The organism is Paenibacillus sp. JT22N12, assembly GCF_056269365.1.
This window is the reverse complement of record NZ_JBWDNU010000002.1, coordinates 156001-182488: the sequence shown is the minus strand read 5'-3', so window position 1 is coordinate 182488 and position 26488 is coordinate 156001. Positions and strand designations below refer to the sequence as shown.

Sequence of the window (26488 nt, the reverse complement as noted above, 5' to 3'; positions counted from 1 at the left end):
TAGGTTAATGCCTTTACAATGCCCGCCGTTTCCCTCTTTTATCCCGTCTTCACCCAACCCTTGCGATGCGCAAGCACAGCCAGCTGAGTCCGGTCCTCGAGCTCGCATTTCATCAGCAGATTGCTGACATGGGTTTTAACCGTCTTGATGCTGATATGCAGCTCTTCGGCGATTTCTTTATTGGCGCGCCCCTCCGCAATCAACAGCAGCACTTCCTTCTCCCGCTCGGTCAGTCCCTCGTCCTCTCCCTGCGTGGTTGTCCGCTGGCGCAGGCCGCGGGTCAGTGCCTGCGACACATCCGCCGTCATGACGGGCATCCCTTTGACCGCCCCGCTGATGGCATAGATCAGCTCTTCTGCGGACACGGTCTTGAGCACATAGCTGACTGCCCCTGCTTCAACGGCCGCGACCACTTTCTCGTCCTCCAGAAAGCTCGTCAGCATGACGATTTTCATCTCCGGAAACTCTTTCATAATAGCGCCTGTAGCCTCGACGCCATCCATAATCGGCATCATCAGATCCATAAGTATAAGATCGGGACATTCCTCCGCACTCAACCCGCGCAGCAGCTTCAGCGCTTCAGCGCCGTTGGCAGCCTCCGCGACCACATCAAATTTGGACTCCAGCATTAAGTAAGTGCGAAGTCCTGCACGCACCATGTCATGATCGTCCACGATCATAATTTTCCATTGATTACTCGAGTTCATCCGGACCGGCTCCTTTATTCACATAATTCGGCAGCGTCACGCGCACCCGTGTTCCACTTCCCGGCTTGCTGATAATTGAGGTATCCCCGCCAAGCTTGTTGGAGCGTTCCCGCATCGTCGATAAGCCATATGATCCCCGCTTCACCATATCGGCCCGAAAGCCTGCTCCATCGTCCTGCAGTGTCATCACAATTTGCCGTTCTGTCTCGGCAAGAGTAAGGAAAGCCGTCTGCGCCCCCGCATGCTTCACAATATTGGCCATGGCCTCCTGAATAATCAGGAACAGCTGATGCTCCTTGGCCTCGGAAAGCTTCTCCTTGATCCGCCATTCCAGAACGCCCTGCAGGGCGTTCTGGCGGCAATAATCGGGAAACCATTTGTCGAGCGCTTCCTGAAGCGAACGGCCTTCAAGCTCCATGGGCCGCAGCTGGGCGATAAAGCCCCTCATTTGCTTCTGGGCCAGCGACGACATCGAGATAAGCTGCTCCATAACGGAAGCAGCACGCTCCTGGTTTATTTCCAGCAGCTTGGGCAGGGATGAGGCCGACATATGAATAGCAAACAATTGCTGGCTGACAGTATCATGCAGATCACGGGCCAGACGCTTGCGCTCTTCAAGTACGGCAGCTTCATTGGAAGCAGCCTCGCGCATGACCTGCTCCTCGCCTGTTTGCTGGATGAGCTGCGTCCGCTGATCAAGCGATTCCAGCATATCGTTGAATTCCCGAAATACAGCCGTAAAATTACGAGCTCCCTCCTCCGGCAGCCTTGCCGTGTAATTGCCATGCGATGCTTGTTTCAGCCCCAGATGGAGGATATCCATCCGCCGCTGAATCCGCTGGGCCGCCCAATAGCCGAAGCCAGCGCTGATAAGCAGGAATAACGCCGTAATACCGATCCAAAGGTCATTGTTATTGACCTTTGGATCGGCAATTTTACTGCCAATATTCCATAACAGTACAGAGATCGAGGAGGCGGCCGCGAACATCAGAATCATGTCCCATTTGCTGTTTCGAAACAATCTTACCATCATAAGCGGAATCAACCTACCTTTGTCACGCGAACATCACCGATAAAGGTGCTGACGACAAGCTTGATTTTTTTATCTGTTTCCTGGAAATACGCCGTTTCTACATTCATATTTTTGAAAATCCCTCCCTCTTTGCGGTCGAGCACGGCAACGTCCCCGATAAAAGCGCTCGAGATCACATTGCAGCCGACTTCAAAATCATTGGGCAAAAACACCTTTACATCGCCAATAAATGAAGAAATATTGATTTTGGTTACACCGAACGGGATCTGCGCTTTGGTCAGGTCCAACACCGTATCCCCGATAAAATGGGAGATATTCATCGGTTTTAATTCCCAGTAATCCTGCCCGACGTATATATCTCCGATAAAACCGGAGCGATTCTGCGCATTCGGATCCTGATTCCACCACTCAACCCGGTCATGCCGCTCGCTGTCCCGTCCGTGATGACGATGCACCCGGTGGGCGCGATGCTCCATGCGCTCACGCAGCCGTTCGGCTTTCCTCGCCCACCGCTCCATCTTCTCATGGTAATACTGCTGTTCATGCGGATTCCTTGGCCCCTCATAATCTCTGCCGGGATCAGTGCCAGGCTCGCTGCCGGGGTTGGCGCCGTTACCGCTCTGCGCACCCGGGCCGAAGGGATCGGGCGGCGTCTGCGCCTGCTGCGGGGCCGGGTTCTTGGTTAGATCAAATGCGGACTTCGGCTCGGCCGGCTTGGTCGGATCCGGATGAAGCGGCGGCGCGGGAGGAACCGGCCGATCGCTTGGCGGGTAATTATAGGCTTTCCAGTCATCCGGCGGGGTCGGCTTCTCCTTTGGCTTGGGCTTCACAATGAGCCGGATGCCGACCAGTATGATCACGAACGGAACCGCGTAGCGGATCAGCTCTCCCATCGACCAATTGAACCAGTTCAGATTCCGCCCGAGGAAGACAAAACCGACGATCATAATAATGGCGCCGCCCCATGAGCCCCCGCCGCTCGTCCGGTGCTTGACCAGCTCCTGCAAACCAAAAATCAGCAGCAGGACGGGCCAGAAAACTTTGAAAACATCCCCTAGATCAAAGTTCACGACGCCGCCTTGATCAAGCAGCAGCGCTATCCCGATGACTACAATGAACAGTCCCCACATCATACGGCCTAAAAAATTTCCATTCATGAGCACCTTCAGCTCCAATCGCTATTCTCAAGTTTGTATACCCAGTATAACGTAAGGTTTTTATCGCTAAAAGGGTCTCCCGATTGAAGCTTCACTACGACCTGAGACCGAGGCCTGTTTGAGGAGCGAAAGCTATGTGTGATCTCTCATCACTTCCTGCGTTGACATGATTGACACGGCGCTTATATAATGATGAACGGACCAGGAGTTAGAGATAAAACCTTACATGAAATTTATAGACAGGAGATGAACGTATGGATGTGGCCACACTGTCCACGGGGCTTGACACCATTTGGGTGGTCCTGACGGCGGCCATGATACTGCTTATGGAGGGCGGCTTCGCTTTGCTTGAGGCCGGGTTTGTCAGGCAGAAAAATGCAGTCAGCATTATAATGAAAGTATTCGTCGATATTACGTTCGGCGCCTTAATTTTTTATTTTATCGGCTTCGCACTCATGTATGGCAAAGATGCCGGCGGCTTCATCGGCACCACCGGATTCATGCTGGGCGGGGACCTGTCCCACATCAGCCTGAATATTACCCATGACACATACTGGCTGTTTCAATGCGCATTTGTTATCGCGGTCATTTCCATTGTATCCGGGGCCGTAGCGGAACGAATCCATTTTCGGGCCTATATCTTATATACCATTGCAATGACCGGTCTGATTTATCCGCTGGCCGGACACTGGGTATGGTCCGTTGGCGGATGGCTGGGCAAGCTCGGTATGATCGATTTTGCAGGCTCAGCCGTCATTCACGCGCTTGGCGGCTTTTCGGCTCTGGCCGCGGCGATTTTCATCGGTCCGCGAATCGGCAAATTCACAGCGGACGGCAAAAGCAATATTGTTCCCCCGTCCAATTTGCCGCTGGCTTCCGTAGGCGCCTTTATTCTCTGGTTCGGCTGGTTCGGCTTTAATTCCGGCAGCACCTTGAGCGCCACCAACGGCTCCATCGGGCATATCGCCGTCACTACGATGCTGGCGGCCTCCGCAGGCGGCGCGGCCTGTATCTTGTTCACCATGTTCCGCTATAAGAAAGCCGACCCTCCCATGGTGATCAATGGTTCCCTGGCAGGTCTTGTCGGGATTACTGCTGGCTGCTCGTTCGTGTCCGACCAGGCGGCTATCCTCATCGGAGCCTTTTGCGGCGTCATGATGGTGCTGGCTACTGAATTTCTGGAAAGCAGACGGGTTGACGATCCCGTTGGGGCTTTTGCTGTTCACGGAATCAGCGGAAGTCTGGGAGCGCTTGCCGTCGGCCTGTTTGCCAAGCCGGAGCTGACCAAAGGAATCGGTCAGGAATATTACGGGCTGTTCTATGGAGGCGGCTGGCATTTGCTTGGCGTTCAAGCTCTTGGACTGGTCATCATCAGCCTATGGGGCTTTGCCCTGACCTGGGGTTCTCTCTGGCTGATCAAACGGGTTATGCCGGTGCGCGTCTCCAAGGATGAAGAACTGATCGGCCTCGATGTAGGCATTCACGGTGTTCCAGCCTATAATCAGGATCATGATTTTCTCGACCTGGAGCTTCTCAAAGCCAGGAAATAGATATGAAGTCAAAGAATAAGCCGACCCGGACCGGGACGGCTTTTAATTCATTTCATCGGCTAATTCATCGGAAACGGCAATAATATCGGACGTACCGGAGCTTCTGAGAATCGAACGGGCATTCTCCACTTCAATACGAAGGGCACGAACCTTTTCCATTGGCTTTTTTACGTAATGAATGTATTCTACTGCAATATGATGATCCGGCTTCTTGCCGGAAAGCAGCCTGCGCAGAGTCGACATCGACTGATACGAACGTTCTTCGATCAAACGGCGTTTTTCATAACGCTCGACCATCTGCTCGATTTCGGCGATTTCTTGTTCTTTTTTTGAGATATAGGCTTCCAGAAACGGAATGACCTCCGCAGCCTTGCGATGCTTCAACCGGGATGGCGAGGTGGAAACAATCGGATCAGTCATGAGAATTCTCCTATCTCTGCATGTTATCAATTGTCACACCATTAATAGTACACGATTGACTGCTATTTGAAAACCCTTTTCATGCACAATTCGTGTCCATTATTTGACTCCGATGTCAGCTCCAATCACTCCCAGTACCTGGCCATGATCCGAAACAACCGGGACCGAGACCGTCAAGCACGGCTTCTTCGTAATAGCCGAGATATAGACCTCAGAGGTATACACATTCCCCTCCATAGCACGTCTCCACCATTCACGTCCTTTGGCATTGAGCAATCCCGCTTCCGGCATTGAGAAAATAAAAGCCCCGTCGCCGCGGTTGGACCATATTGCCTCAATCCCGGAACCCCGCTGCATGAGCTGCATTAATTTCGCCTGATGGCTGTTCTCATCCAGGACGAACGCAGATTCCTTCGCCAGCAAAACCAACTGATCGATAATCCCGCTTACGCTCTCGGGTATAATAGCCGTCTTGCTCTTGAATCCGACCTTCTGCACGGCGTGCGAGAAAGCATCCGATGACCGCCCCAGATTCACCCGGACACGATTCAGTTTGCCGATCTGGGCGGCGCTGTTGATGCGTCAGCTCCAATGTTTCATCCACGTTGCCCATCGTCTGATTGACCGCATCCACGACTTCCTTGAGCATTGATGTGGTATGTGTCATATGCTCCATCTGCCGCCTGCTCGCAATGCTGCTCCTGCCAATCAGCGTATCCACTTCCTGGATCCGGGTAAAAACATGGTCCATCCGTTCTTTGGTTTGTGCCATTTCCAGAATGCCGCGCTCAACCGCCGATTTTTCCAAATCAACGGAAGTGACAACCTGACGAACCCCGCTCTCGATTTCCTGGACCAGCCCGCTTGAACGCCTGACCGCCTCATGGCTCTGCTCCGCCAGCTTCTTGATCTGCTGGGCTACAACAGCAAACCCCCGGCCGTATTCTCCGGCATGCGCCGCTTCGATGGAAGCGTTAAGCGCAAGCAGCGAGGTTTGGGAAACGATTTCCTGAATGAACTCATTGATTTCATTAATGCGCGAGGTTTGTTCAATCAAATCACGGATATGCTTATCCACTGCACTATTGTACGTATGTAAATCAGTCATAACCTGATCTGTATTCGTAAGCAGACGGCGAGCCTGCAGCACATCTTCATTGGCAGACTTGCTCTGCCGGTCAAGCTGCTCCGCCGTTTCACTGATTTGCTCAGCCGAGGCTGCCACTTCCTGAAGCGTGGAGAAGGTCTCTTCAATCCGTTCCATGGCTTCTATGCTGGCCTCACGCAGCTGACCTTCGGTCTCTGCCGATTGATCAGCAATTTGAGTCAATTCGCCTATGGATTGATTTACTTCCTCAACCGCTGCCGTAAGCTGATCTGAAATAACTATAGATTCGTTAATTAATTGCTCCATAACTTCGCTTTCCTGATTCTGCTGCAACGGCAAACTCAAGCTCTCAGCCCCTGCCCCGCGTGACCAAAGGCGCTGTAAACGATTCATTCAGGTAACCACCTTCAGAAGAAATATGTCATTATAATTCAGCATTTGACAAAAAGAAAGAGGAACCTTGTCGGCTCCTCTTGTCATGACCTTAGTCATTTATTTATAAACAGTGTTATTTCTGTGCATTTTGCGAAGCTGACTTGTTGAGCGTATTCGCAGTATTTGCTGCGGCCGCTGAATTGTTATCTTGGGCAAACTCCGAGTTGAATTGGTTGGAGGCTGCCTTTGTTTTGTTGTTTTTGTTTTTCGCCATTGTACTCACCCCCCGTACGCCTTTAGTATGGCATAGCGGAAAGTCATTTATGTAACCAAAAACTTCACATTCCCTGCGCGTCAGACTGCTTGTCCAGCTTCTTGAGCTGCAGCTTGCTGCGATGGATTCTGGCCTTCACCGTCCCTAGCGGCACGTTCATCGCATCGGCGATTTCCTGGTCTTTGAATCCGTAATAAAATTTGTAAAGCAGCATAGTACGGGAGCGGGGGTCCAGCAGTGCCAGCAGCTCGGAAATTTCAAATTGCAGCCCCGCTTCATCCTGATAGCCCGCTTGCGCCTGTTCTTCTTGCGCTTCCGTCCAGCCGTAGCCTTGGGAGCGCTTTGCCTGTCTGTTAATATTAATCGCCGCGTTGGCCGTAATCGTTTTGGCCCAGGAATAAAGTTTGCTTTGTTCCCGCAGAGTATCCTGCTTTGTCAGAATGCTTACCCAAGCTTCCTGGACGGCATCCTGAGCGTCTGATTTATTAATAACTTTGGAGTAGGCCACTCGAATCATTTGGTTATATAGTTCCCGTAGTCGATCTTCAACCTGCTCAAGGTCAAGATCCTTCTCTCCATCATCTTCTAAAAAATGGTAATTAATACCCACAGGTAACCGCCCCGCTTATTTTGATGATAGCGTTTACAGCCATAATATCATATTTTTCCAATAAAAAAAAGAAGGCGATTCAACAAATTTCAAGTTTGTTGAACAACCCTCTACATATTTTTCAAGATTCCAAAAGAGCAGCCGGTATAGGTCCTTCTGCAGTAACCGACTTATTTAAGGACCTAAGCCATGATTCCGACACTTTTCCGTCACCCTGCTTGATGACCTGCACTTCAACGGTCCGTTTGCCCCATTGCTTGTACACCTGCTTACGGGTCTCAAAATATAAATCAATTTTATGACCCTTGATCGCAGAACCCGTATCTGCTACTACGCCATAGCCGTAACCCGGAACATAAAGCAGGGTCCCGATAGGAAAAACCTTGGGATCCGCCGCAATGGTCGAAACGATATCCCGTCTGACCTTAACTCCGGAATACGTGATTCCGTACAAGGGATGGCCCGGCTTTTTCCCAGTCGATTCGACGCCTGCTGTATAGCCGGTTGCGACCACCTTAATATGTTTCCTTGCCTGAGTCTTCTTATTGGCTTCTTTCACCTTGCTCGCAGGTTTCTTCTGATCCATAACCGCGTTTGCAAGGTTTAACGGCTTGATAACTTCAACAGCAGGAGCATCGGCTGTCTCCTTCTTGCTGGACGTGCTGTTTCCCGAAATCGTTGTTACAATTACCGCGCCTGCAAGTAAAGCTGCGAGCAGGAAGCGGAAGATGGGCATGCTTGTCTTCATTTGGATGTAGTCCCCCCTATGAGGAGGTTACCCATATAGAGCAAGCTTTATTCACGATTCTATCAATTGGCAGATAGTTTAATAGAGAGGAAGAATTTCACATCGCCGTCGATTAAGCTCGGATAAGTCCATTTCTTCCCCTCCAAAACAGGCAGTTCCGCCGTAAAGTCCAGGAATTGCTGCTGATTTCTATATCTGCTTGGCGCTGATTTCTTCTTGAAGCAAAGAGATCAGTTCAGACACCGGTCTGGCTCCAATGTCGCCTTCGCCGCGTTTGCGCACCGATACTGTGCCCGACTGCGCTTCATTATCGCCGACAACAAGCATATACGGAGCTTTCTCCAGCTGCGCCTCGCGTATTTTATAGCCCAGCTTCTCATTGCGCAGATCGGATTCCACACGGATTCCTGATGCGCGAAGCTTCTCTTCAACCTCCCGTGCATAGCTCTCATAAGCCGTGGAGACCGGAAGGATTTTGGCCTGCACCGGAGATAGCCAGAGCGGCAGCGCCCCCGCAAAATTCTCCAGCAGGAAAGCGGTCATCCGCTCCATCGTGCTGATAATCCCCCTGTGTATAACGACCGGCCGGTGTTTCTTGCCGTCATCTCCGACATATTCAAGCTCGAAGCGCTCCGGCAGCAGGAAGTCGAGCTGCGCAGTGGACAACGTCTCTTCCTTGCCCAGCGCCGTCTTGATCTGGACATCCAGCTTGGGACCGTAGAATGCGGCTTCTCCTTCGGCTTCGAAGAAAGATAACTCAAGCTCCTCGGCAACCTCGCGCAGCATCCGCTGGGACATTTCCCACATCTCGTCATTTGGAAAATATTTCTCGGTGTCCTTCGGATCACGGTAGGATAACCGGAAACGGTAATCTTTGATTCCGAAATCTTCGTATACCTGGCGGATCAGCTTGATAACACGGCCGAATTCCTCTTTGATTTGATCGGGACGGCAGAAAATATGCGCGTCATTCAACGTCATGGCACGCACGCGGTGAAGCCCCGTCAGCGCCCCTGACATTTCATAACGGTGCATCGTGCCAAGCTCTGCCACACGAACAGGCAGATCCCGGTAGGAGCGCATTTCGCTTTTGAAAACCATCATATGATGCGGGCAGTTCATGGGACGAAGAACAAGTTCCTCGTTATCCATAATCATTTTGGGGAACATGTCCTCGCTGTAATGCTCCCAGTGGCCGCTCGTCTTGTACAGCTCCACATTAGCCAGAACTGGTGTATAGACATGCTGGTAGCCAAGCCGTTCTTCGAGATCGACGATGTAGCGTTCCATGGTACGTCTTACAGTCGCGCCGTTGGGAAGCCAAAGCGGCAGTCCCTGACCTACCTCGCGCGAGAAGGTGAACATTTTCAGCTCGCGGCCGAGCTTGCGGTGATCGCGTTTCTTGGCCTCTTCAAGAAAATGAAGATGCTCGTCCAGCTGCGCTTTTTTGGGAAACGCGGTGCCGTATATACGCTGCAGCATCTTGTTCTTGGAATCCCCGCGCCAATAGGCTCCGGCCACGCTCAGCAGTTTGAAAGCCTTGATGCGGCCGGTCGACGGCAGATGAGGTCCGCGGCACAGGTCGAAGAATTCGCCCTGATCATAAATCGTCAGCTCCGCTTCAACGGGCAGATCGCGGATAAGCTCAAGCTTCAACGGATCATCCAGCTCCGTAAAAATCGCGATTGCCTCCTCGCGGCTGACAACACGGCGGCGGATAGGCAGATTTTCCTGTACGATCTTTTCCATTTCCTTCTCGATCTTGACCAGGTCCTCCGGAGTGAGGGATTGCTCCAGATCAATATCGTAATAGAAGCCATCCTCGATTACCGGTCCGATGCCAAGCTTGACTTCTGTCCTGCCGTACAGGCGCTTGATCGCCTGGGCCATCAAATGCGCTGTACTGTGGCGGTATACTTCCAGTCCGTCCGCAGTCTCGACCGTCACAATCTCAAGCGATGCATCCTCTTCAAGCGGCGTGTATACATCGACCACCTTGCCGTTGACCTTACCTGCAATGGCGTTCTTCTTAAGCCCGCTGCTAATGGAGCCGGCCACATCCTCAACCGTAGTTCCCCCGTCATACTCCCGTACATTCCCATCGGGAAATTTCACTTGAATCGACATCTTCAACCTCCTGCAGATATGTTGTATGGTGGAATGGAGACAACAAAAAAAGCACACATCCCGTAAAAGGGACGAGTGCCTGTCAGACCCGTGGTTCCACCCTGGTTCAATTGACGCAAGGGCCATAAATGCGCCTTGGAGCCAATCCTTGTGAGCGTTCGGTAACGGGAACGAAACCGGCGCAGCTTACTACCGTCTGAAACGGCTTCAACTGGGCAGCTAAAAAGGGGTATATCCGCCAACGCAGGCGTGAGGGGCTTGCAGCCTGATGGTCCCTCTCTCTGGAACATGCGTATTGTGAGCAGATACATGTCTTTCTCAAAGCTTTATATGCAAACATTATAATCCGAGCTTTGCGCAGCGGTCAAGTCCATTTGCGTTTGGCGGTAATCATCCGCGGGGCCAAGACCGGCTCATGCTGCTGCAGATCATGAAATTGCTCGAAATAAAAGGTGCAGCTTGTGCATTCCACACAAAGCTGAACGCGCTGTTCAAAAATTGTCTCCAGCGTCCGCATAACCTGAAGCTCCGGCTGCCTGGTATGAATGACGATATTCTCCGGCGATATTGTAATCAATGTGCTTACAATCATATCCTCCATATTCATTTCCGTTTCCAGCATCTCTGCGACAATCCGGTCAGCCGGCACCGCTTCGAGCATTTGAAATTCCTCATTATAGAGGACGAATTCCGTTCCGCCCTTATGGACAACATGAACGATCGGCAGCTTTACCTCCTGCATGCGAACGAAATATTTCAATAAAGAGATAAATTCCTGATACTGCTTATCCATGACGTATTCATCGACTGCGAAGGCTGCTATTTCCCGGAGCTCCTCCCAATAGGAAGCAAGACGGAAGGTGACATATCCATCCAGATGGATGCGGGTATTGCTGCCCAGGAACTCTTCGAGCTCTGCCGCAACCTTATTTTTCCGGCGGTCCCGGTCGACCCGCAGCATCTCCAGATCCACACTGACAGCTTCATGGGAGCTGGACTCTCCCCCAAATAGCAGATTTTTGCAGTACTGTTCAACCGATTCAATTTCACGGGGCTCTTCATAATGAAATTGCTTCCGGATGATCGAATGCAGCAGCGTCGGCTCCATCTCGGTCAATATATACCGGGCAAAAGCGTTTGCCGCCCGGCGGTAAACAAGTGGGCCGTGCAAAGCAAGGTTGAAATCCTTCATTTCCGCACTGCAGGTTATGGCTCCATATTGAAGATCTGGGGTGCAATGTATGGTGACATATTCGCCGCCGGATCCGGCTTTGTTATGTAAATCGAGGAATTCTTCCTGCAAATATTCGCGCAGCCTTCCAATCGCTTCGCCCGAAGCCGATATCAGAGATACGGTGAACAATTCCATAGGCTCACTCCTACATATTTTTACGTGTTTTTTTCTTCTTGTATCAGTATATGGTCCTGCCAGGGCATATATACGATGCATCGAGTGGGTAAATGGTTAGGGATTGGAAAGAAAGAGTATTCGTGGTATATTGAGTTTTGAACAAAGCTGGCCGCTGGAGTGAATATCATGGATTATGAATCGCTGGATTATAACCGTTACCGCTGGAATCGCATGCTTCTTAGCGGATTCTGGTTCATTTTGTTGTTCTCGATTTTTCTGGAATGCTTGTATTTAACGATAACGGAGATTCCATCCCGGGAATTTATTCTCAAATATATGGTGAAGCCCACCGTTTTTCAATTATCGACGCTTCTGCTTGCCGAGACGGGACTCCGGGCATTAAAGGGCAAGTATCAGGATTATATTCTAATCATCACCTCGTCTTTATTGGCCTACATTATTGTTTACATCCACAACTCCATTAACTATTTGCTGCTTGGACTTTTCCTGCCTGTCATGGTTTCCATATTCTACTTCCATCCCAAAAAAATGATTTTTGCCTACGTTATAACGATGGCTTCGGTTTACCTGATGTATTGGACCAATGATTTCATGAATCATGACATTACGCTGGTCGGTTTGTTAACGATTACAGTCATGTTCTCCTGCTTCTCGCTGGTCGGCTGGGGCGTTATCCGCCGCGGACGCGAGCTGATCAGCCATCTGAAGTCCTCCTTCGAATCCAATCAGGAGCTTCTCGTCAAGACCATCTGGATGGATAAGCTGGCCAAAACCGATGCATTAACCGAGCTGTACAATCACATGACATTTCATGAGTATTTTGAAAAGCTGATTGAACAGCATGAGGATAACGGCTTGCCGCTGCAGCTGGCATTGATTGATATTGATAATTTCAAGCATGTCAATGATACGTATGGACATCGCGGCGGTGATGTCGTACTGCAAAGGGTAGCCAAACTAATCAGCAGCAAAGCCTATCAGAACGACTTTGTGGCCCGTTACGGCGGAGAGGAATTCGCCATCCTGTTTACGGACAAGCCCATGGCTGAAGCCCTTGAAATGGTGGATACAATCAGGCTGGAGATTTCCCGGCTGTCTCACGAATCGCTGGGAGGCAAACCCGTAACGGTCAGCATCGGGGTGGGAGAATATTCGGCCAGCGACGGCAAGGAACGGTTCTTCAACCGGGTGGATGCCGCGCTGTACAAAGCCAAGAACACCGGTAAGAACAAGACTGTTATTGCAGCAGCAGATATAGCTGAAACGCAGCTTGCGTAAAACAGGAAGAAGCTCCCTGCAGTGCGATGGTAAGATCGCTTTGCAGGGAGCTTCTTTATCTTTTTAACATCGAAGGCCAAAGTCTTTAGTTCTGCATAACAAAATCATGCTCGACGCCATCCGATTCTTGGTACATCTTCAATATTTCATATTTCGTGTTACGCTGTGCGGGAATCTTGCCCGATTCACGGATAAGCCGGAGAATGGACTCGATGTTGACTTTGTGGGTCGTTCCCGCGGCAGAGACAACATTCTCTTCGATCATCGTGCTGCCAAAATCGTTGCAGCCGTATTGCAGAGAAAGCTTGCCTACATCAGGTCCCATTGTAACCCATGAGGATTGGAAATTATCAATATTATCCAAGGTGATCCGGCTGATCGCCAGTGTCTTCAAATATTCCTCAGGCGTCGCCTTCTCACGCTTCATATTCGTGTTCTCAGGCTGGAAGGTCCATGGAATAAAGGCCAGAAAACCGCGCGAGTCATAGCCGTTCGCAATACATTCATCCTGCGCTTCGCGCACCCGCAGAAGGTGAAGCGCCCGCTCCTCCATCTCTTCCCCGAACCCGATCACCATCGTTGCGGTCGTGTTCATCCCGATGCGGTGAGCCGTCTTCATCACGTCCATCCAATCGGTCCAGGAGCCCTTCAGCCGGCTGATCTTGCGGCGCGTGCGGTCATCAAGAATCTCGCCGCCACCGCCCGGCAGCGAATCGAGTCCCGCCGCATTCAGCTCGCGCATGGTCTCTTCCATGGTTAAGCCGCCTGAGATTTCGCGCATTTTGTGAATCTCTGCGGGAGAGAAGGAGTGCATCGTGATGCCCGGGAAATGCACCTTGATTTTGCGCAGCAGATCCAGATAATAGGAGAAAGGCAAGGTCGGATTCACACCGCCCTGCATCAGAATTTCAGTTCCGCCCACATCCATCGTTTCCTGGATTTTCTGGAGAATCGTCTCATCGGGAAGAACATAGCCTTCCGGCGATCCGGGAGCGCGGTAAAAGGCGCAAAAGCGGCAGTACACATCACACACATTCGTATAGTTGATGTTGCGTCCGACAACAAAAGTCGTGATGGGCTCCGGGTGACGGCGCTCCATCAAAATGTTGGCGGCATGCCCCATTTTTTCAATTTCATCGGACTCAAACAATGTTACGCATTCTTCCAGTCCGACCCGTTCGCCCTGCAGCGCTTTATCCAATATACGATCTATATTTTGCATTCTGCGAAAAACCTCCTTCATTATCAATACCGTACGCTATAAGTCCTGCCTACCATTCATATTAACATAAAGCGTACAAACGCGTCATTAATCGCAGCTTTAAGCAAAAGCATGCCTGAATGCCGAAAAACGCGGCTGGTCCGTCAGGACTGCCGCGTATCGTCTATTATCATGTTTTCCGGTATTTATGCGCAAATATGTCTAATTATTGACGCAGCGCCTGATCAAGATCGGCAATCAGATCGTCAATGTCTTCCAGACCGACGGAATACCGGAGCAAGCCGTCCGTGATGCCGCGCTCATGACGCACCTCGCGCGGCATAGCCGCATGGGACATCATCGCCGGATAGGAGAGAATGCTCTCAACGGCGCCTAGACTGACGGCCACGATCGGCAGCTTCACGCGGCTCAGCACCGCCTTGGCCCGGTCTCCATCGCCAACGTCGAAGGACACCACCGCGCCATAACCGAGCGACTGCTTCTCGTGAATCTCCCGTCCCGGATGATTCTCAAGACCCGGATAGAATACTTGTACGACACCATCGTTCTGAAGGAGCCAGGACGCCAGTTTGCGCGCACTCTTCTCACTGTGCTCCATCCGCGCCTGCAAGGTCTTCATCCCGCGAATAAGCAGCCAGGATTCCTGCGCGCCGAGCACAGTGCCCAGACCGTTCTGCAGCTGTTTGAGCCTGCGGCCAAGGCTTTCGTTAGCAGCTACGGCCAGACCGGCCAACACATCGCTGTGACCGCCGAGGAATTTTGTCGCGCTGTGCAGCACAATATCCACTCCAAGCTCAATTGGCCGCTGATGATAAGGGGTCATAAACGTATTATCGAGCATGGTCAGCAGATTGCGCTGCTTGGCCCATGCGGTGATTTCCGCAATATCGGTGATTTTGAGCGTGGGATTCGACGGCGTTTCCATGAACACCGCTTTCGTGTTCGGCTTAAGTGCCGCCTTTACCTCTTCAAAACGGGTCATGTCAACAAAGGTCGATTCAATTCCAAGCCGGTCAAGAATAGTTGTGAGCAGACGGTAGGTCCCGCCGTATACATCCTCTGTGACAATAACATGATCTCCGCTCGAGAGAAGCAGAAAGGTCGTGGAGATGGCTGCCATTCCGCTGGAGAAAGCAAAGCCGCGCTCCCCGCCCTCCAAAAGCGCGATATAATCCTCAAGCGCCTGCCGGGTCGGGTTGCCTGAACGGCTGTAATCATAATCCGGCGGGTTAAAAATATCGTGGTGATGAAAGGTCGACGCCTGGTAAATCGGCACACTGGAAGCCCCTGTATGCTCATCGATCTCTGCGCCGAAGTGAATGAGCTTCGTGGCGAACTGCTTGTCCGCTTTCCTTGCGCCTTTATCCTGCTGCTGTTCCTGATCTGCCATATTATTCGTTACTCCTTCCCGATTTCGCGCGCTGCCGCTTCAAGCGCCTGGCCAAGATCCGCAATCAGATCATCGGCATGCTCAATGCCCACCGAGAAGCGCAGCAGCCGGTCATCGACGCCGACCTGACGGCGGATTTCTTCCGGAATATCGGCATGCGTCTGCACAGCCGGATATGTCATCAGTGATTCCACGCCGCCGAGGCTTTCCGCGAAAGCGATCAGCTTGATATGGCGGAGAATCGGCTCGACATACCTGGCATCCTTCAAACGGAAGGAGAAAATCCCGGTATTCCCTGAGGCTTGACGGCTCTGGATATCGTGGCCCGGATGATGGGAGAGACCCGGGTAGTAAACCTCTTCGACAGCCTCATGCTCATACAACCAGCTAGCCAGACGGATCGCATTCTCCTGATGGCGTTCCATCCGCAGCGCGAGCGTCTTCATCCCCCTCATAAGCAGCCAGGAATCCTGTGCTCCGAGAACGGCTCCGATGGAATTATGCAGGAAGAACATCTGCTCGGACAGCTCCTTGCCTTTGGTGACAATCAGTCCGGCCAGTACGTCATTGTGTCCGCCAAGATATTTGGTCGCGCTGTGAATGACAATATCCGCTCCCAGCTCAATCGGCCGTTGGAAGAAAGGCGTAAGCAGCGTATTGTCCACAATCGTCAGCATGCCCTTGGATTTGGCCCAGGCGCATACCCGCTCAATATCAGTGATCATCATCGTCGGGTTCGTCGGCGTTTCGATCAGAACCGCTTTCGTATTCGGCGTATAAAGCTGGGACAGCGCATCTATATCGTTTGTGTCCACATAAGAGGCCGTCACGCCAAAACGGCTCATGATCCGCTCCAGCAGACGGTAGGTGCCCCCGTACAGATCCAGCGACACCAGCAGATGATCGCCTTGGCTGAACATCGCGAATACCGTTTGCAGCGCGGCCATGCCGGTGCTGCAGGCGAATCCGGCATCTCCGGATTCCAGCTCAGCCGCGGCATCCTCGAGCACCTTGCGCGTCGGGCTCTTCGTCCTTGCGTAATCGAATCCCGTGCTTTGGCCAAGCTGCGGATGGCGGAAAGCGGTGGCTTGATAAATCGGGAAGCTCACCGCTCCGGTTACCGGCTCACTTTGGGAACCTATCTGGGCTAATCGGCTTTCAATTTTCATCGTAGGATAAGCTCCTTTTCAGCTCGTATAATGGTATGTTTTAGATGCCTGCTCCCAAATCGTAGGGCGTTTGCTGGTACACGTAATAGTTCAACCAGTTCGAGAACAGCAGGTTCGCATGCGCCCGCCAGCTGGAAAGCGGTATTAATGAAGGATCATTGTTTGGAAAATAATTTTGCGGAACATCGATCCGCAGCCCCTTGGCCTGATCGCGGTCATATTCCCATTTCAGCGTCAAAGGATCGTATTCCGAATGTCCGGTTGCGAAGATTTGTCTTTTGTCCTTGGAAGCCACGAGGTAAACGCCGGAATCGGGAGAAGAAGACAGAATTTCAAGGTCGGCTATCGGTTCGATATCTTCCCGGCGAAACTCGGTGTGGCGCGATTGCGGCACGTAGAACTGTTCGTCGAAGCCTCTGAGCAGCGGAACATTGCGCTTCTCGAGCGTGTGCGGGTAAACGCCGAATATTTTTTTGTCCAGGTCATATTTCGGCACGCCGTAGTGGTGATACAAGCCGGCCTGCGCGCCCCAACAGATGTGCAGGGTCGATGTGACCCTCCGGGCGCTCCAGTCCATAATATCCTTGAGCTCTTCCCAGTACGTCACTTCTTCAAACGGCAGATGCTCTATGGGTGCGCCGGTAATGATCATTCCGTCATAATATTCGTGGGAAATATCGTCGAACGATTTATAGAAGCTTTCCAAATGCTCCGCCGAGGTATTCTTCGACGTATGCGTTCTCGGATTGATAAGTACCGCTTCAACCTGCAGCGGGGTATTGCCGATCAGACGGAGCAGCTGCGTTTCGGTCGTTTCCTTGGTAGGCATCAGGTTCAAAATGGCGATCCGCAGCGGCCGTATGTCCTGGTGGAAGGCGGTGCTTTCATCCATTACGAAAATGTTCTCACCCGACAAAATGTCTTTGGCAGGTAAATGATCAGGTACTTTGATTGGCATCTTCTCGTTCACTCCTCATGTTGCGGGTTCCTTAATCGCCTCGCCGGGCAGGCGGGAAACGAAAAAAGCCCCGCTCTGGTGTCAGAGTAGGGGCATAAAAAATATCGTTCATGCGCCTCTCATCTGTCAGAAACAAAATGTTTCCGCAAGAATTAGCACCGTGCGTATAAACGCCGGTTGCCGGGCTTCATCGGGCTAGTCCCTCCGCCTGCTCTTGATAAGAAAGCTTGCTATTTAATTATCGGTCGACTTATGTTTACTTTAAATCATTCCCTTATTCCCGTCAAGTATGAGTGAAATAACAGGCAGGCTGTAATGTTCACCCCATGAGGTATCAGCGCATAAATTACAGTATCATGCGGCCTGCCTAGTTTCTTCTTGAATGGAAAGACACTGTCAGAGTATACTAGACAAGGATTGCATGATTAAATCCCAAATGAATTCCAAAAGGGGTGTTGACGCATATGGAAGGCGACCCGAGGCCTGCGGGCAACCGCATTGATTACCGGTACTGGAACTTAGCGCATGTCTGCTTACGATACAGCCGTCCATATCGTTCAACGCCGTCCTTCCTGATATAGGTTCGGTTTGCATCGCTATGGTCAGCGTAACGTATTGATAAATGCCTCCCTCCAATCTACCGGCATCCGGGAAAAACCATCATTAAGGAAAGAGAGGAGAGGGATGCGGATGAAAATCCGTCTGGTTAATCAGGGCATTTTTACGACAATTGAGGATATTCATACTGCCACTATTCCGCCCACTGAGGGCTTTTACTGGATTGACGCGGACGTCGACGATCTGGCTGTGCTGCAGCCGATATTCGCCCTCCACGACCTTGCCGTCGAGGATTGCCTCAGCGAGGAAGAACAGCGGCCGAAGATTGAAATTCATGAGGGCCATTATTTCATCGTGATCAACAGCATCCGGTTTGATGACGAGGAGATTTTTCTCAGAGCCTTGAACATCTTCCTCGGACGGCATTATATTATTACGGTGACCAAGCAAAAAATCAACGAACTGCGCACTTTAAAGCCGATTCTGTGGGAAGAGGAAGTCGGCAGACCGGACAGATTCCTCTACCATCTGGTCGATCTTGTCGTTGACAACTATTTCCTGGTCGGCGACCGCATTGAAGCGCGCATTGAAAGCCTGGAAGAAGATATCCTCATGCATACGAAGAAATCCCATCTGACTGAAATCATCGGTCTGCGAAGTGAAATTTTGTGGCTGAAAAAGGTGCTGGGTCCGCAGAAGGACGTCATCTTCACGCTCAACAAAAAGGATCTGAAGCTCATCGACGACCAGCTGCAGAAATATTTCAGCGATATCTATGAGAATGCGGTCAAAATCGCCGAGACCTTCGAGACCTATCGCGACCTCATGGGCAACTTGCGCGAGGCTTATCAATCCAGTCTGGCCAACCGCGCCAATGAAATCATGCGCGTATTTACGGCACTGACCACGATCTTTATGCCTCTTACCTTCATAACCGGTATATATGGGATGAATTTTGATTATATTCCCGGCCTGCATCTGCATGGCGGCTCCTATATTTTGCTGTTCATCATGCTGTTTCTCGGCTGCGGGATGTTCTATATCTTCCGCAAGAAGGATTGGCTGTGACTGTAGGCCGGAGTATCGAATAAACAACAAAAATAACGTCCCCCTACCGGGAAAGACGTTATTTTTGTCTGTTTTGGACCATTGAATGCTTCTAAATCCAGTCAGAATCCCGCTGCGCGTACGAAACCAGTCTTCCCGCCCGCCCCTTAGGGCATGACAAGAATTCTACAAGGCAATCGTGCTTCCTCCGTCATCCACATCATTAGCCAATGATTCGCGCGCTCCCTTCTCCAGATCCACCCTGGCCAGAAGTACGATGCCTATGACGAAGAAGGCGACAAGCGACAGTATCGCCAGCCTGCTGGAGCCGGTAATGGTTCCCACAATGGAGAAAATCAGCGGCCCCATGACAGAGGAGAATTTGCTGGACAGACTAAGGAAGCCGAAAAATTCCGCGGTCCTGGATGGCGGCACCAGATTGGCATAGATGCTCCGGGCAATCGCCTGGCTTCCTCCCTGCACAAGTCCAACCATGAATGCCAAGATGTAGAAATGCACCGCACTGGTCATAAAGAAGCCCAGAACCACAATCAGAATGTAGATCATCAAGGACATGTTCAGGGATCGTTTGGTCCCAAGACGTGCCGCCGCTCTGATAAACAGCAGCGTACTTGGATAGCCTACAAATTGGGTAATCAGCAGCGCAATAATCAAGTGGGTAGTCTCGATGCCAATGCCGCTGCCGTATATGGTTGCCATGACAATAACCGTATTAATGCCGTCGTTAAAAAACCAGAATGCCAGCATATATTTGAGGAGCTCAGGGAATTTTCTGGCTGACTTCAAGGTTTGGCCAATGCGCACAAATCCGTTTCTGACCGCATGGCCCGCTCCGCTTGAGGCTCCCTTGGCCTGCTCTTTGACATTCCTCATAAGCGGGATGGAGAATAACAGCCACCAGATGCCGACCGTTGCAAATGCTGCCTGGGTGCCCGTTGTTTTATCCGCAAACCCGAGCATTTCCCAGCCTTCGATCATCACAATATTCAGCGCCAGCAGAAGCCCCCCGCCCAAATAGCCGGCAGCGTATCCTTTGGAGCTGATCGCAGCGCGTTCCTGCGGCGGTGCGATATCCGTGATGAGGCCGTCATAGAAAGTATTTCCCGCCGAATAGCCAATCGTTCCGATCACAACAAGCACGGATGCGAGCAGCCAATCTCCTTCGCCAATGAAAGCCATCGCTCCGCATGAGATCGCTCCTATAACAGCAAAGAAGGACAGAAACCGTACCTTCTTGCCGGAGTAGTCTGCGATTGCGCCCATGATGGGCGAGAGCACCGCGACACAGATCATCGCGATCGTCTGGGTATATCCCCAATAATTTTCGGCAGTATTGCCCGTCAGCTCTGATCCTGCGACGGTGTTATAGAACACGGGCATCACCGCGGCCATTATCGTCGTCGCAAAAGCGGAATTCGCCCAGTCATACATCAGCCATCCGCGAACCACTTTACGATTCATCTGCTTATCGCTCCTTCTTCTAGGTACCGCTTCAGATCGGCACCATATCTCTGCTGAACCTTTCGACAGGCACCACATGATTCCTTCTTAAAGTTTTTGCAAAGGGCCGCATGGTCTTTTGCCGTATTCCCGCTTTTCATTTATAATAGTACGATAAGTGATAAAAATCTTTAATCGACAAAGGAGGGTTTCCGTGAATATCAGCCAGCTTGAGACCTTGCTTACCATCTCCAAGACCATGAGCTTCCGCAAAGCCGGAGAATTGCTCAATTTGACGCAGCCGGCCGTTTCCGCACAGGTCAAGAGCCTGGAGGACGAGTTCAAGACCGTGCTGATTGACCGGAACCAGCCTGTCACCCTGACAGACCGCGGGCAGGTATTCCTGGAGCATGCATCGCGCATTTTGTCCATTGTCGAGGAGCTGAAACAGAAGCTCTCCGACCTGAATGAGACGCCGCAGGGGCATATTCTGCTCGGGACGACCTCCTCGATCGCGATTCAAATCCTGCCGCGCGTTTTGTCTTATTTTCAAGATCAATTTCCGCTGATTAAAACAACCATTCATTCCATGCCTTCCGCACAGGTCATGACCAGTGTGGAGAACGGCTCCGTAGATCTGGGCATTACTTATTTGTCCGAACGAAATCCCAATGTCGAAACTTCGGTCTTATATTATGATACGTACGATCTCGTCGTGTCGCCCGAGCATCCGCTAAGCGGCTTGAAGCACATGCCTGTTGAAGCGCTCAAGGACATTCCGATGATTATGCTGTCGCCAGACACGCTGGGAAGACGTTTTCTGGATAAAATATTCCGCAAATTCAATATTGAGCCCAATATCGTGATGGAGCTGTCCAGCAGCGAAGAGGTCAAACGCATGGTTGAAATCAATCTGGGAGCCGCTGTCGTCTCCAAGCTGTCCATCGCCAATGAAGTCAGACTGGGAACCCTGAAACGAATCAGTGTAAACGAACTCGACATGAGCCATCCCGTCGGTGTCGTCTTCAAATCCGGACGTTATCTCAATTCCGCCATGCAGCAGTTTCTCAGCGACTTGAAAGGCATGCCCGAGGATCAATTTATTAGCAGCGAATAGGAGATGTTAACGATGAAATTCGATCTACATACGCATCATTACCGGTGCGGCCATGCCGACGGGGATATCGAATCGTATATCAAGGCCGGTATTACGGTAGGACTCCAGGTTATCGGCATATCCGACCATTCCCCTTACTTTGCCAGCGAACAGGATCAACCGCATCCTGGAATCGCCATGGCCAAAAGTGATCTGCTCAACTATATCAATGAAGTTCTCCGGCTCAAAGCCAAATACGAAGGCAAGATCGATGTGCTGCTGGGAATGGAATCCGACTTCTATCCTGAATCAATCGACTTGTACCGCAGCATGTACGAGCCGCATCCCTTCGACTATATTATCGGCTCCGTCCACCATACGCGGGGAATCAGCATATTTAACCGCAACCGGTGGAAAGGCATGTCGAAAAGCAAGAAAATCGACGAAAAGCGCGAATATTACAATCTGATCTCCCAGTCGGCGCGCAGCGGAGCCTTCCAGGTGCTGGGGCATATTGATGCCATGAAGGGCTATTATCCAGCCTTCTCCGAAATTGAAGCGGAGGATGCGATTGACGACACGCTGAGGATTATTGCGCAGAACAACGTGGCTATTGAGATCAATACTTCAGGCAAGACCAAGGATGTCGGCGGCTGGTATCCTTCGGATGCCATACTGGAGCGTGCCCTGTATTTCGGCGTCCAGGTGACCTTCGGATCGGATGCGCATGTTCCAAGCCGGGTAGGCGACGATTGGGAGCTTGTGCGGAGACAGCTCAAGGAGATCGGCTTCCGGGAATGGGTGTATTACAAGCAGAAGCAGCCGGTTGTTGTGCCTCTATAACGGTTATATCCGCCAGGTGGACGCAACATCGTTTTTCGAAAAACTGGAGCATAACAAAAAAAGTGGACCTGCCAGCGGCAGGTCCCATGTTATATATAAGTAAAAGGGGGTCTTGTTTATTATAATAGCCCAGGAATGTAAAAGGACGATAACAGAATCATTTCATTTGTGTAACAAATATGCTGACATGTATCGGCTCCCCTGCCTATAACTTTTCCCCTAAGATTTCAGGCTGTCCAAATCCTTTCCTTTCTGCCGCTCCCTAAGCTCATTCCTATAAACGCTGCAATTGGCATCCGCATTTTCCTGTGAAATCTCCTCTTCCCTCTGATGAAGACCGGCCTTTACCATATCCAAGGCTGCCGCCCCTCCAGAATCCAGCCGTTTTTGATCGCTGCATCCACAACATGGCTAATCCTTGCGGTCTGGAGTTACTCCAGCCTGCAATACATTGTTTTGCCTTTTAGGGAAATTTTATTTTCACCCCACTTCTTTCTTTATCAGTCTGCCCTATTCTAGATGCATGAAGGCAGGAGGAAAAGGACATGAAAAGTGTGGTTTTTTTGACATGAAATGACGAAGAAAAATATCAAGATTGCTTCGCAAGGATGCAGCGGCGGCAAGAGCATGTACGGCCAATCAGAACCACCGGATTTTCGTATGCGAAATCGGTCTCTGTCGTCGTGTCTGATTTATATTATTGTCGTCGGCTCAGTCAGATGGTCAGTACGAAAGAATTTTTTCAAGAAGCGGTTGAGGCGGAATACGACAAACCAAGTAACAGGGAAGACGAATTAAAATGAAGGAAGGAAGAGTAATCATGATATACAAACAAGAAGAAGCACAACCTCTGCAAGCCAAAAAACTTCATAAACGATATATGCCGGGTCTCGACGGACTGAGGGCATTGGCCGTTTTCGCGGTTATTGGGTATCATCTTAATTTTCAGTGGGCTTCAGGGGGGTTTCTGGGAGTTGGGGTATTTTTCGTTTTGTCGGGATATTTGATTACCGACATCCTCAACTCGCAGTATAAAGTTGAAAGCAAGCTGAATCTCAAGCAATTTTGGTTGCGGAGGGTCAAGAGGCTAATGCCCGCTATGCTGCTTATGCTCGCCGTCGTCGCGGTGATCTTACTCTTATTCGACCGTTCTAGATTGCTGTCTTTACGAGGAGACATACTGTCGGCCGTCTTCTTTACAAATAACTGGGATTTGATTTTCCATCAGGTTTCTTATTTCGAAAGTTTTGGTCCCCCTTCGCCTATCGGCCATGTGTGGTCGCTTGCGGTCGAAGAGCAATTTTATTTGATATGGCCGTTTCTTCTGGCGCTGGGCTTGCGTTTTGCCCCCAGCCCCGGCTCTCTAGCTCTGCTTATAGCTGGAGTGGCGGCGTTGTCCGCCATTGCGATGGCACTGCTTTTCAACCCTGACGGCGATCCCAGCCGCGTGTATTATGGTACAGATACGCGCGCCTTCGCGTTGCTGATCGGCGCGGCTCTCGCCGTTATTTGGCCGAGCCGTCAACTTGGTTCCTATGTATCGGCAAAAGGGAGCATGCTGATGCTCGAGTTAGGAGGAGCGGCAGGACTGGTGGTTATCTTATGGATGTTTTGGCAAACGAACAAATCCGACGCTTTCTTGTACCACGGCGGGTTCGTCTTCCTGTCTCTCGCCACGGCTGCTTTAGTGGCTGCATTGGCTCATCCGGCCAACCGTCTGGGTGCGGTGCTCGGCTGCAAACCTTTACGCTGGTTGGGAGAAAGATCTTACGGCATTTATTTATGGCACTACCCGGTCATCATCCTGACGTCGCCTTCCGTCGACACGGGTGATGCCGGCATCGTCCGTCCGATTGTTCAGGCAGGAGTCAGCGTACTATTGGCGGCGCTCTCCTGGAAGTACGTGGAGGACCCCATTCGTCGTGGAGCACTTGGAGCAGCGTGGGTCAGTTGGAAAAAACGGAAAAGGAAGCTGAAGGTTCGAATGAATCGCAAATGGCCTTCCCTTATTTCATTGGGTTTCATTATCGTCATTTGTGCATCTTGTTCGGGTCATGCCAGCAGTAACGCATCGGGTTCGGGAATCACTCCGGCTCCACCGCCGGCATCAGGGTCGGATATTTCACCGTCTGGGCCAGAATCCTCGTCGACGCTGTCTCCTACCACGGGCGACGGCGACGGGGGAGATCAGAATGACAGCGCTGGCACAGGAATAACTGCCATCGGGGATTCAGTTATGCTGGACATTAAGCCATATTTGGAGAAAATGCTGCCCGGCATCGCTATCGATGGAAAAGTCAGCCGGCAGTTTGTGGAAGGCCAGGAACTGATCGACAAGCTAAAATCAGCCGGAAAGCTCGGGGACATTGTCATCGAGCTTGGCACGAACGGACCCTTTACAGAAAAAAAAATGAGAAGCTTGCTCGATTCGCTTGCGGATATACACCAGGTCATACTGGTCAACACTCGCGTTCCCCGGGAATGGCAGGATGTAGTGAACGATATGCTGGGCACTGCCGCCAAAGATTATGCGAACGTTACGCTTGTCGACTGGTACTCCTTCAGCGCTAATCATGACGAATATTTCGGCGAAGACGGCGTCCATCTCACGACGGCTGGCTCCAAAGCATACGCCGAGCTCGTCGCCGGGAATATATCTTAGTATGTGGAGGAACGTTTGGTGGTTCAATCCTTGTTACTTCGATCTACTAAAGTTTGTTTTACGGGTAAGGGGAACCTCATTTCGGCTCGTAGATAAGAAGAAAGACCAGCCGCATTAATCTGCAGCTGGTCTATATTGTTCATAATCAATCGCGCCGCTCTACCCTGCAGAGTGGAAAGGCGTATGAGGTGATCCTCATCCTGAACGCCTTGTTTATCACCACAAGTCATACTGCCACTGCCATGGCCATTCTAGTGTCAATGTCGGATTATGTTCCTGAACCAAAGAACGAAACGATATCTTGTTTCGTTTGCTTTTGTGCTTGTTCGTCAGTCAACCCAGTATGTGCAATTTTCAGGGTAGCTTATAATTCCTATTATCTCCAGCCCCATGAAAAGAGGCTTTTTGTTTCGCCTTTTATTAGTTTTCAAGCTTACCGCACCTTTCCTTTGTCGGTAACCTCCTACATAATCCTTCGCTATGTGTCCAGTAACAATGACAGCCAAGTTCTCGCCTTTCTGTAGAACCATATCGAGGAAGTCAGTCCCATTCGGTTGATCAACAGCTTTAACAAATTCCCCATTAATTTTGACTTGTAGATCATAATTAAGTCCATTTGGCGACAATAAAGAATCCCCCAATTTCATTTACATATGCCTCATCTTGCCGATACGCTATTTATTGATTGATTGGGACCTCATTGATCCAAAATACATCATTTTTTGCTTTACTGAAGTCCTGCTCTTCCGGTTCAATCCAAAAGTAAGCTGTTTTGCCAGGCTTTATTGTTATCGGATTGTTAGGACCATCCTTTGGACCAAGAGATTTTTTATAAACATATTGACCTTCTTTGTCGGGATTAACCATTAAATCCTCGAATCGTCCATCAGGCAATTGATAATAATCAATTGAAGCTATGTCCATATCATATTTTAAACCAAACGGAGAGTACAGCCGTGGTTCGATTGCAATATCATGATCCGTATTGTTCGTCCATATAAACGAATCTACATCCCAGTAAAAACCAAGATAACCCATGAAATATTCATTCGACTTAATAGGATAGCCATAACTAGCAAAGTAATGAACATCAGTTGTTTCAAGAGTTGTAGTAGGAGTTGCAGATACCGGCTGAGAAACAAAGAGAAAGGCGAAAGCAGCTACCGCAGCAATGATTGATTTCCGAATTCGCATAAATGAGTTCCCTCCAATTTATTTGAGATACGATTCGTTTCAATCATCCCATGACTTCCTCATTTTGCCAATACCTGTTTTACTTGACTCCATGATCATGCAACCAGTGTTTTTCTGATATCCCTCCAT

The 26488-nt window shown here is 50.6% G+C and carries 24 protein-coding genes and 1 riboswitch; of the genes, 6 read left to right on the top strand and 18 right to left on the bottom strand.

The genetic code is table 11. The features are described 5' to 3' along the window. Window positions 1–38: 38 nt before the first annotated feature. The 3 genes from AC0YOA_RS06470 to liaF are packed head-to-tail and all read right to left on the bottom strand — an operon-like array spanning window position 39 to window position 2897. Complete coding sequence (locus AC0YOA_RS06470; protein WP_475785929.1) at window positions 39–707, bottom strand: response regulator; 669 nt, start codon at window positions 705–707, stop codon at window positions 39–41. Further along, a complete protein-coding gene (locus AC0YOA_RS06465; RefSeq protein ID WP_210038459.1) occupies window positions 694–1740 on the bottom strand; it encodes a sensor histidine kinase in 1047 nt (348 codons plus the stop codon). Before AC0YOA_RS06465 ends, AC0YOA_RS06470 begins: the two co-directional genes overlap by 14 nt. Before the next feature lie 8 nt (window positions 1741–1748). Beyond that, window positions 1749–2897 (bottom strand): cell wall-active antibiotics response protein LiaF, encoded by a 1149-nt coding sequence (liaF, locus tag AC0YOA_RS06460; RefSeq protein WP_475785928.1) that lies wholly within the window; start codon window positions 2895–2897, stop codon window positions 1749–1751. A gap of 254 nt (window positions 2898–3151) precedes the next feature. Here liaF and AC0YOA_RS06455 point away from each other — a divergent pair, with 254 nt between their 5' ends. After that, window positions 3152–4447: an ammonium transporter gene (locus AC0YOA_RS06455; protein WP_475785927.1), complete on the top strand. Its 1296-nt coding sequence runs from the start codon at window positions 3152–3154 to the stop codon at window positions 4445–4447. A gap of 42 nt (window positions 4448–4489) precedes the next feature. On the opposite strand, the gene AC0YOA_RS06450 is transcribed toward AC0YOA_RS06455, so the two are convergent. The 8 genes from AC0YOA_RS06450 to AC0YOA_RS06415 form a co-directional block, all read right to left on the bottom strand. Beyond that, window positions 4490–4867, bottom strand: coding sequence for a hypothetical protein (locus tag AC0YOA_RS06450; protein ID WP_475785926.1), 378 nt, complete (start codon window positions 4865–4867; stop codon window positions 4490–4492). 99 nt (window positions 4868–4966) lie between these two features. After that, a complete protein-coding gene (locus AC0YOA_RS06445; protein WP_475785925.1) occupies window positions 4967–5296 on the bottom strand; it encodes a PDC sensor domain-containing protein in 330 nt (109 codons plus the stop codon). After that, a complete protein-coding gene (locus AC0YOA_RS06440; RefSeq protein ID WP_475785924.1) occupies window positions 5256–6320 on the bottom strand; it encodes a methyl-accepting chemotaxis protein in 1065 nt (354 codons plus the stop codon). The genes AC0YOA_RS06445 and AC0YOA_RS06440 overlap by 41 nt, the downstream gene beginning before the upstream one ends. A 163-nt stretch (window positions 6321–6483) precedes the next feature. After that, window positions 6484–6624: a hypothetical protein gene (locus AC0YOA_RS06435; RefSeq protein WP_210038455.1), complete on the bottom strand. Its 141-nt coding sequence runs from the start codon at window positions 6622–6624 to the stop codon at window positions 6484–6486. A 64-nt stretch (window positions 6625–6688) separates the two neighbouring features. Beyond that, window positions 6689–7141, bottom strand: a complete 453-nt coding sequence (locus AC0YOA_RS06430) for an RNA polymerase sigma factor (protein WP_210038564.1) — start codon at window positions 7139–7141, stop codon at window positions 6689–6691. Window positions 7142–7355: 214 nt separating this feature from the next. Beyond that, on the bottom strand, window positions 7356–7982 hold the full coding sequence (locus AC0YOA_RS06425) for a 3D domain-containing protein (RefSeq protein WP_475785923.1): 627 nt from the start codon (window positions 7980–7982) through the stop codon (window positions 7356–7358). A 189-nt stretch (window positions 7983–8171) separates the two neighbouring features. Beyond that, entirely contained in the window at window positions 8172–10109 is a 1938-nt protein-coding gene (gene thrS, locus AC0YOA_RS06420) for a threonine--tRNA ligase (RefSeq protein WP_210038453.1), read from the bottom strand. Between the two features lie 364 nt (window positions 10110–10473). After that, window positions 10474–11478, bottom strand: coding sequence for a putative sporulation protein YtxC (locus AC0YOA_RS06415; RefSeq protein ID WP_475785922.1), 1005 nt, complete (start codon window positions 11476–11478; stop codon window positions 10474–10476). Between the two features lie 168 nt (window positions 11479–11646). Between AC0YOA_RS06415 and AC0YOA_RS06410 the strand changes: the two genes are divergently transcribed. Further along, window positions 11647–12759, top strand: a complete 1113-nt coding sequence (locus AC0YOA_RS06410) for a GGDEF domain-containing protein (protein WP_475785921.1) — start codon at window positions 11647–11649, stop codon at window positions 12757–12759. A gap of 85 nt (window positions 12760–12844) precedes the next feature. Here AC0YOA_RS06410 and mqnC read toward each other — a convergent pair whose 3' ends face one another. The 4 genes from mqnC to metA all read right to left on the bottom strand — a co-directional run bounded on the left by mqnC (window position 12845) and on the right by metA (window position 17498). Continuing rightward, window positions 12845–13981 carry a cyclic dehypoxanthinyl futalosine synthase gene (gene mqnC, locus AC0YOA_RS06405; RefSeq protein ID WP_210038450.1) on the bottom strand — a complete coding sequence of 379 codons (1137 nt, stop codon included), beginning with the start codon at window positions 13979–13981 and terminating at the stop codon, window positions 12845–12847. Between the two features lie 205 nt (window positions 13982–14186). Then, window positions 14187–15371 (bottom strand): trans-sulfuration enzyme family protein, encoded by a 1185-nt coding sequence (locus AC0YOA_RS06400; RefSeq protein WP_475785920.1) that lies wholly within the window; start codon window positions 15369–15371, stop codon window positions 14187–14189. Window positions 15372–15379: 8 nt separating this feature from the next. Continuing rightward, window positions 15380–16540, bottom strand: a complete 1161-nt coding sequence (locus AC0YOA_RS06395; RefSeq protein WP_475785919.1) for an aminotransferase class I/II-fold pyridoxal phosphate-dependent enzyme — start codon at window positions 16538–16540, stop codon at window positions 15380–15382. Window positions 16541–16580: 40 nt separating this feature from the next. Beyond that, window positions 16581–17498, bottom strand: coding sequence for a homoserine O-acetyltransferase MetA (gene metA, locus AC0YOA_RS06390; RefSeq protein WP_210038447.1), 918 nt, complete (start codon window positions 17496–17498; stop codon window positions 16581–16583). Window positions 17499–17614: 116 nt separating this feature from the next. After that, a riboswitch (SAM riboswitch) is annotated at window positions 17615–17722 on the bottom strand. Between the two features lie 466 nt (window positions 17723–18188). Between metA and corA the strand changes: the two genes are divergently transcribed. Continuing rightward, window positions 18189–19124 carry a magnesium/cobalt transporter CorA gene (corA, locus tag AC0YOA_RS06385; RefSeq protein ID WP_210038446.1) on the top strand — a complete coding sequence of 312 codons (936 nt, stop codon included), beginning with the start codon at window positions 18189–18191 and terminating at the stop codon, window positions 19122–19124. Between the two features lie 165 nt (window positions 19125–19289). On the opposite strand, the gene AC0YOA_RS06380 is transcribed toward corA, so the two are convergent. Continuing rightward, a complete protein-coding gene (locus tag AC0YOA_RS06380; RefSeq protein ID WP_475785918.1) occupies window positions 19290–20585 on the bottom strand; it encodes an MFS transporter in 1296 nt (431 codons plus the stop codon). Between the two features lie 193 nt (window positions 20586–20778). On the opposite strand from AC0YOA_RS06380, the gene AC0YOA_RS06375 reads away from it, so the two are divergent. From AC0YOA_RS06375 to AC0YOA_RS06365, 3 genes are all read left to right on the top strand, one after another. Continuing rightward, window positions 20779–21681 carry a LysR family transcriptional regulator gene (locus tag AC0YOA_RS06375; RefSeq protein WP_210038444.1) on the top strand — a complete coding sequence of 301 codons (903 nt, stop codon included), beginning with the start codon at window positions 20779–20781 and terminating at the stop codon, window positions 21679–21681. Between the two features lie 12 nt (window positions 21682–21693). Next, window positions 21694–22503, top strand: a complete 810-nt coding sequence (locus tag AC0YOA_RS06370) for a histidinol-phosphatase (RefSeq protein ID WP_475785917.1) — start codon at window positions 21694–21696, stop codon at window positions 22501–22503. Window positions 22504–23323: 820 nt separating this feature from the next. After that, window positions 23324–25165, top strand: coding sequence for an acyltransferase family protein (locus AC0YOA_RS06365; protein ID WP_475785916.1), 1842 nt, complete (start codon window positions 23324–23326; stop codon window positions 25163–25165). Between the two features lie 329 nt (window positions 25166–25494). On the opposite strand, the gene AC0YOA_RS06360 is transcribed toward AC0YOA_RS06365, so the two are convergent. Together AC0YOA_RS06360 and AC0YOA_RS06355 are read right to left on the bottom strand one after the other, a co-directional pair. Beyond that, the gene (locus AC0YOA_RS06360) at window positions 25495–25812 is read right to left on the bottom strand and encodes a hypothetical protein (RefSeq protein ID WP_475785915.1); all 318 of its coding nucleotides are present in this window, start codon (window positions 25810–25812) and stop codon (window positions 25495–25497) included. Window positions 25813–25843: 31 nt separating this feature from the next. Next, window positions 25844–26359, bottom strand: a complete 516-nt coding sequence (locus AC0YOA_RS06355) for a hypothetical protein (protein ID WP_475785914.1) — start codon at window positions 26357–26359, stop codon at window positions 25844–25846. Window positions 26360–26488: the final 129 nt, after the last annotated feature.

Coding starts and splice junctions, on each gene's coding strand:
- AC0YOA_RS06470 (WP_475785929.1), bottom strand. CDS start 707: ATGAACTCGAGTAATCAATGGAAAATTATGATCGTGGACGATCATGAC.
- AC0YOA_RS06465 (WP_210038459.1), bottom strand. CDS start 1,740: ATGATGGTAAGATTGTTTCGAAACAGCAAATGGGACATGATTCTGATG.
- liaF (WP_475785928.1), bottom strand. CDS start 2,897: ATGAATGGAAATTTTTTAGGCCGTATGATGTGGGGACTGTTCATTGTA.
- AC0YOA_RS06455 (WP_475785927.1), top strand. CDS start 3,152: ATGGATGTGGCCACACTGTCCACGGGGCTTGACACCATTTGGGTGGTC.
- AC0YOA_RS06450 (WP_475785926.1), bottom strand. CDS start 4,867: ATGACTGATCCGATTGTTTCCACCTCGCCATCCCGGTTGAAGCATCGC.
- AC0YOA_RS06435 (WP_210038455.1), bottom strand. CDS start 6,624: ATGGCGAAAAACAAAAACAACAAAACAAAGGCAGCCTCCAACCAATTC.
- AC0YOA_RS06430 (WP_210038564.1), bottom strand. CDS start 7,141: ATGATTCGAGTGGCCTACTCCAAAGTTATTAATAAATCAGACGCTCAG.
- AC0YOA_RS06425 (WP_475785923.1), bottom strand. CDS start 7,982: ATGAAGACAAGCATGCCCATCTTCCGCTTCCTGCTCGCAGCTTTACTT.
- thrS (WP_210038453.1), bottom strand. CDS start 10,109: ATGTCGATTCAAGTGAAATTTCCCGATGGGAATGTACGGGAGTATGAC.
- AC0YOA_RS06415 (WP_475785922.1), bottom strand. CDS start 11,478: ATGGAATTGTTCACCGTATCTCTGATATCGGCTTCGGGCGAAGCGATT.
- AC0YOA_RS06410 (WP_475785921.1), top strand. CDS start 11,647: ATGGATTATGAATCGCTGGATTATAACCGTTACCGCTGGAATCGCATG.
- mqnC (WP_210038450.1), bottom strand. CDS start 13,981: ATGCAAAATATAGATCGTATATTGGATAAAGCGCTGCAGGGCGAACGG.
- AC0YOA_RS06400 (WP_475785920.1), bottom strand. CDS start 15,371: ATGGCAGATCAGGAACAGCAGCAGGATAAAGGCGCAAGGAAAGCGGAC.
- AC0YOA_RS06395 (WP_475785919.1), bottom strand. CDS start 16,540: ATGAAAATTGAAAGCCGATTAGCCCAGATAGGTTCCCAAAGTGAGCCG.
- metA (WP_210038447.1), bottom strand. CDS start 17,498: ATGCCAATCAAAGTACCTGATCATTTACCTGCCAAAGACATTTTGTCG.
- corA (WP_210038446.1), top strand. CDS start 18,189: ATGAAAATCCGTCTGGTTAATCAGGGCATTTTTACGACAATTGAGGAT.
- AC0YOA_RS06380 (WP_475785918.1), bottom strand. CDS start 20,585: ATGAATCGTAAAGTGGTTCGCGGATGGCTGATGTATGACTGGGCGAAT.
- AC0YOA_RS06370 (WP_475785917.1), top strand. CDS start 21,694: ATGAAATTCGATCTACATACGCATCATTACCGGTGCGGCCATGCCGAC.
- AC0YOA_RS06365 (WP_475785916.1), top strand. CDS start 23,324: ATGATATACAAACAAGAAGAAGCACAACCTCTGCAAGCCAAAAAACTT.
- AC0YOA_RS06360 (WP_475785915.1), bottom strand. CDS start 25,812: ATGAAATTGGGGGATTCTTTATTGTCGCCAAATGGACTTAATTATGAT.
- AC0YOA_RS06355 (WP_475785914.1), bottom strand. CDS start 26,359: ATGCGAATTCGGAAATCAATCATTGCTGCGGTAGCTGCTTTCGCCTTT.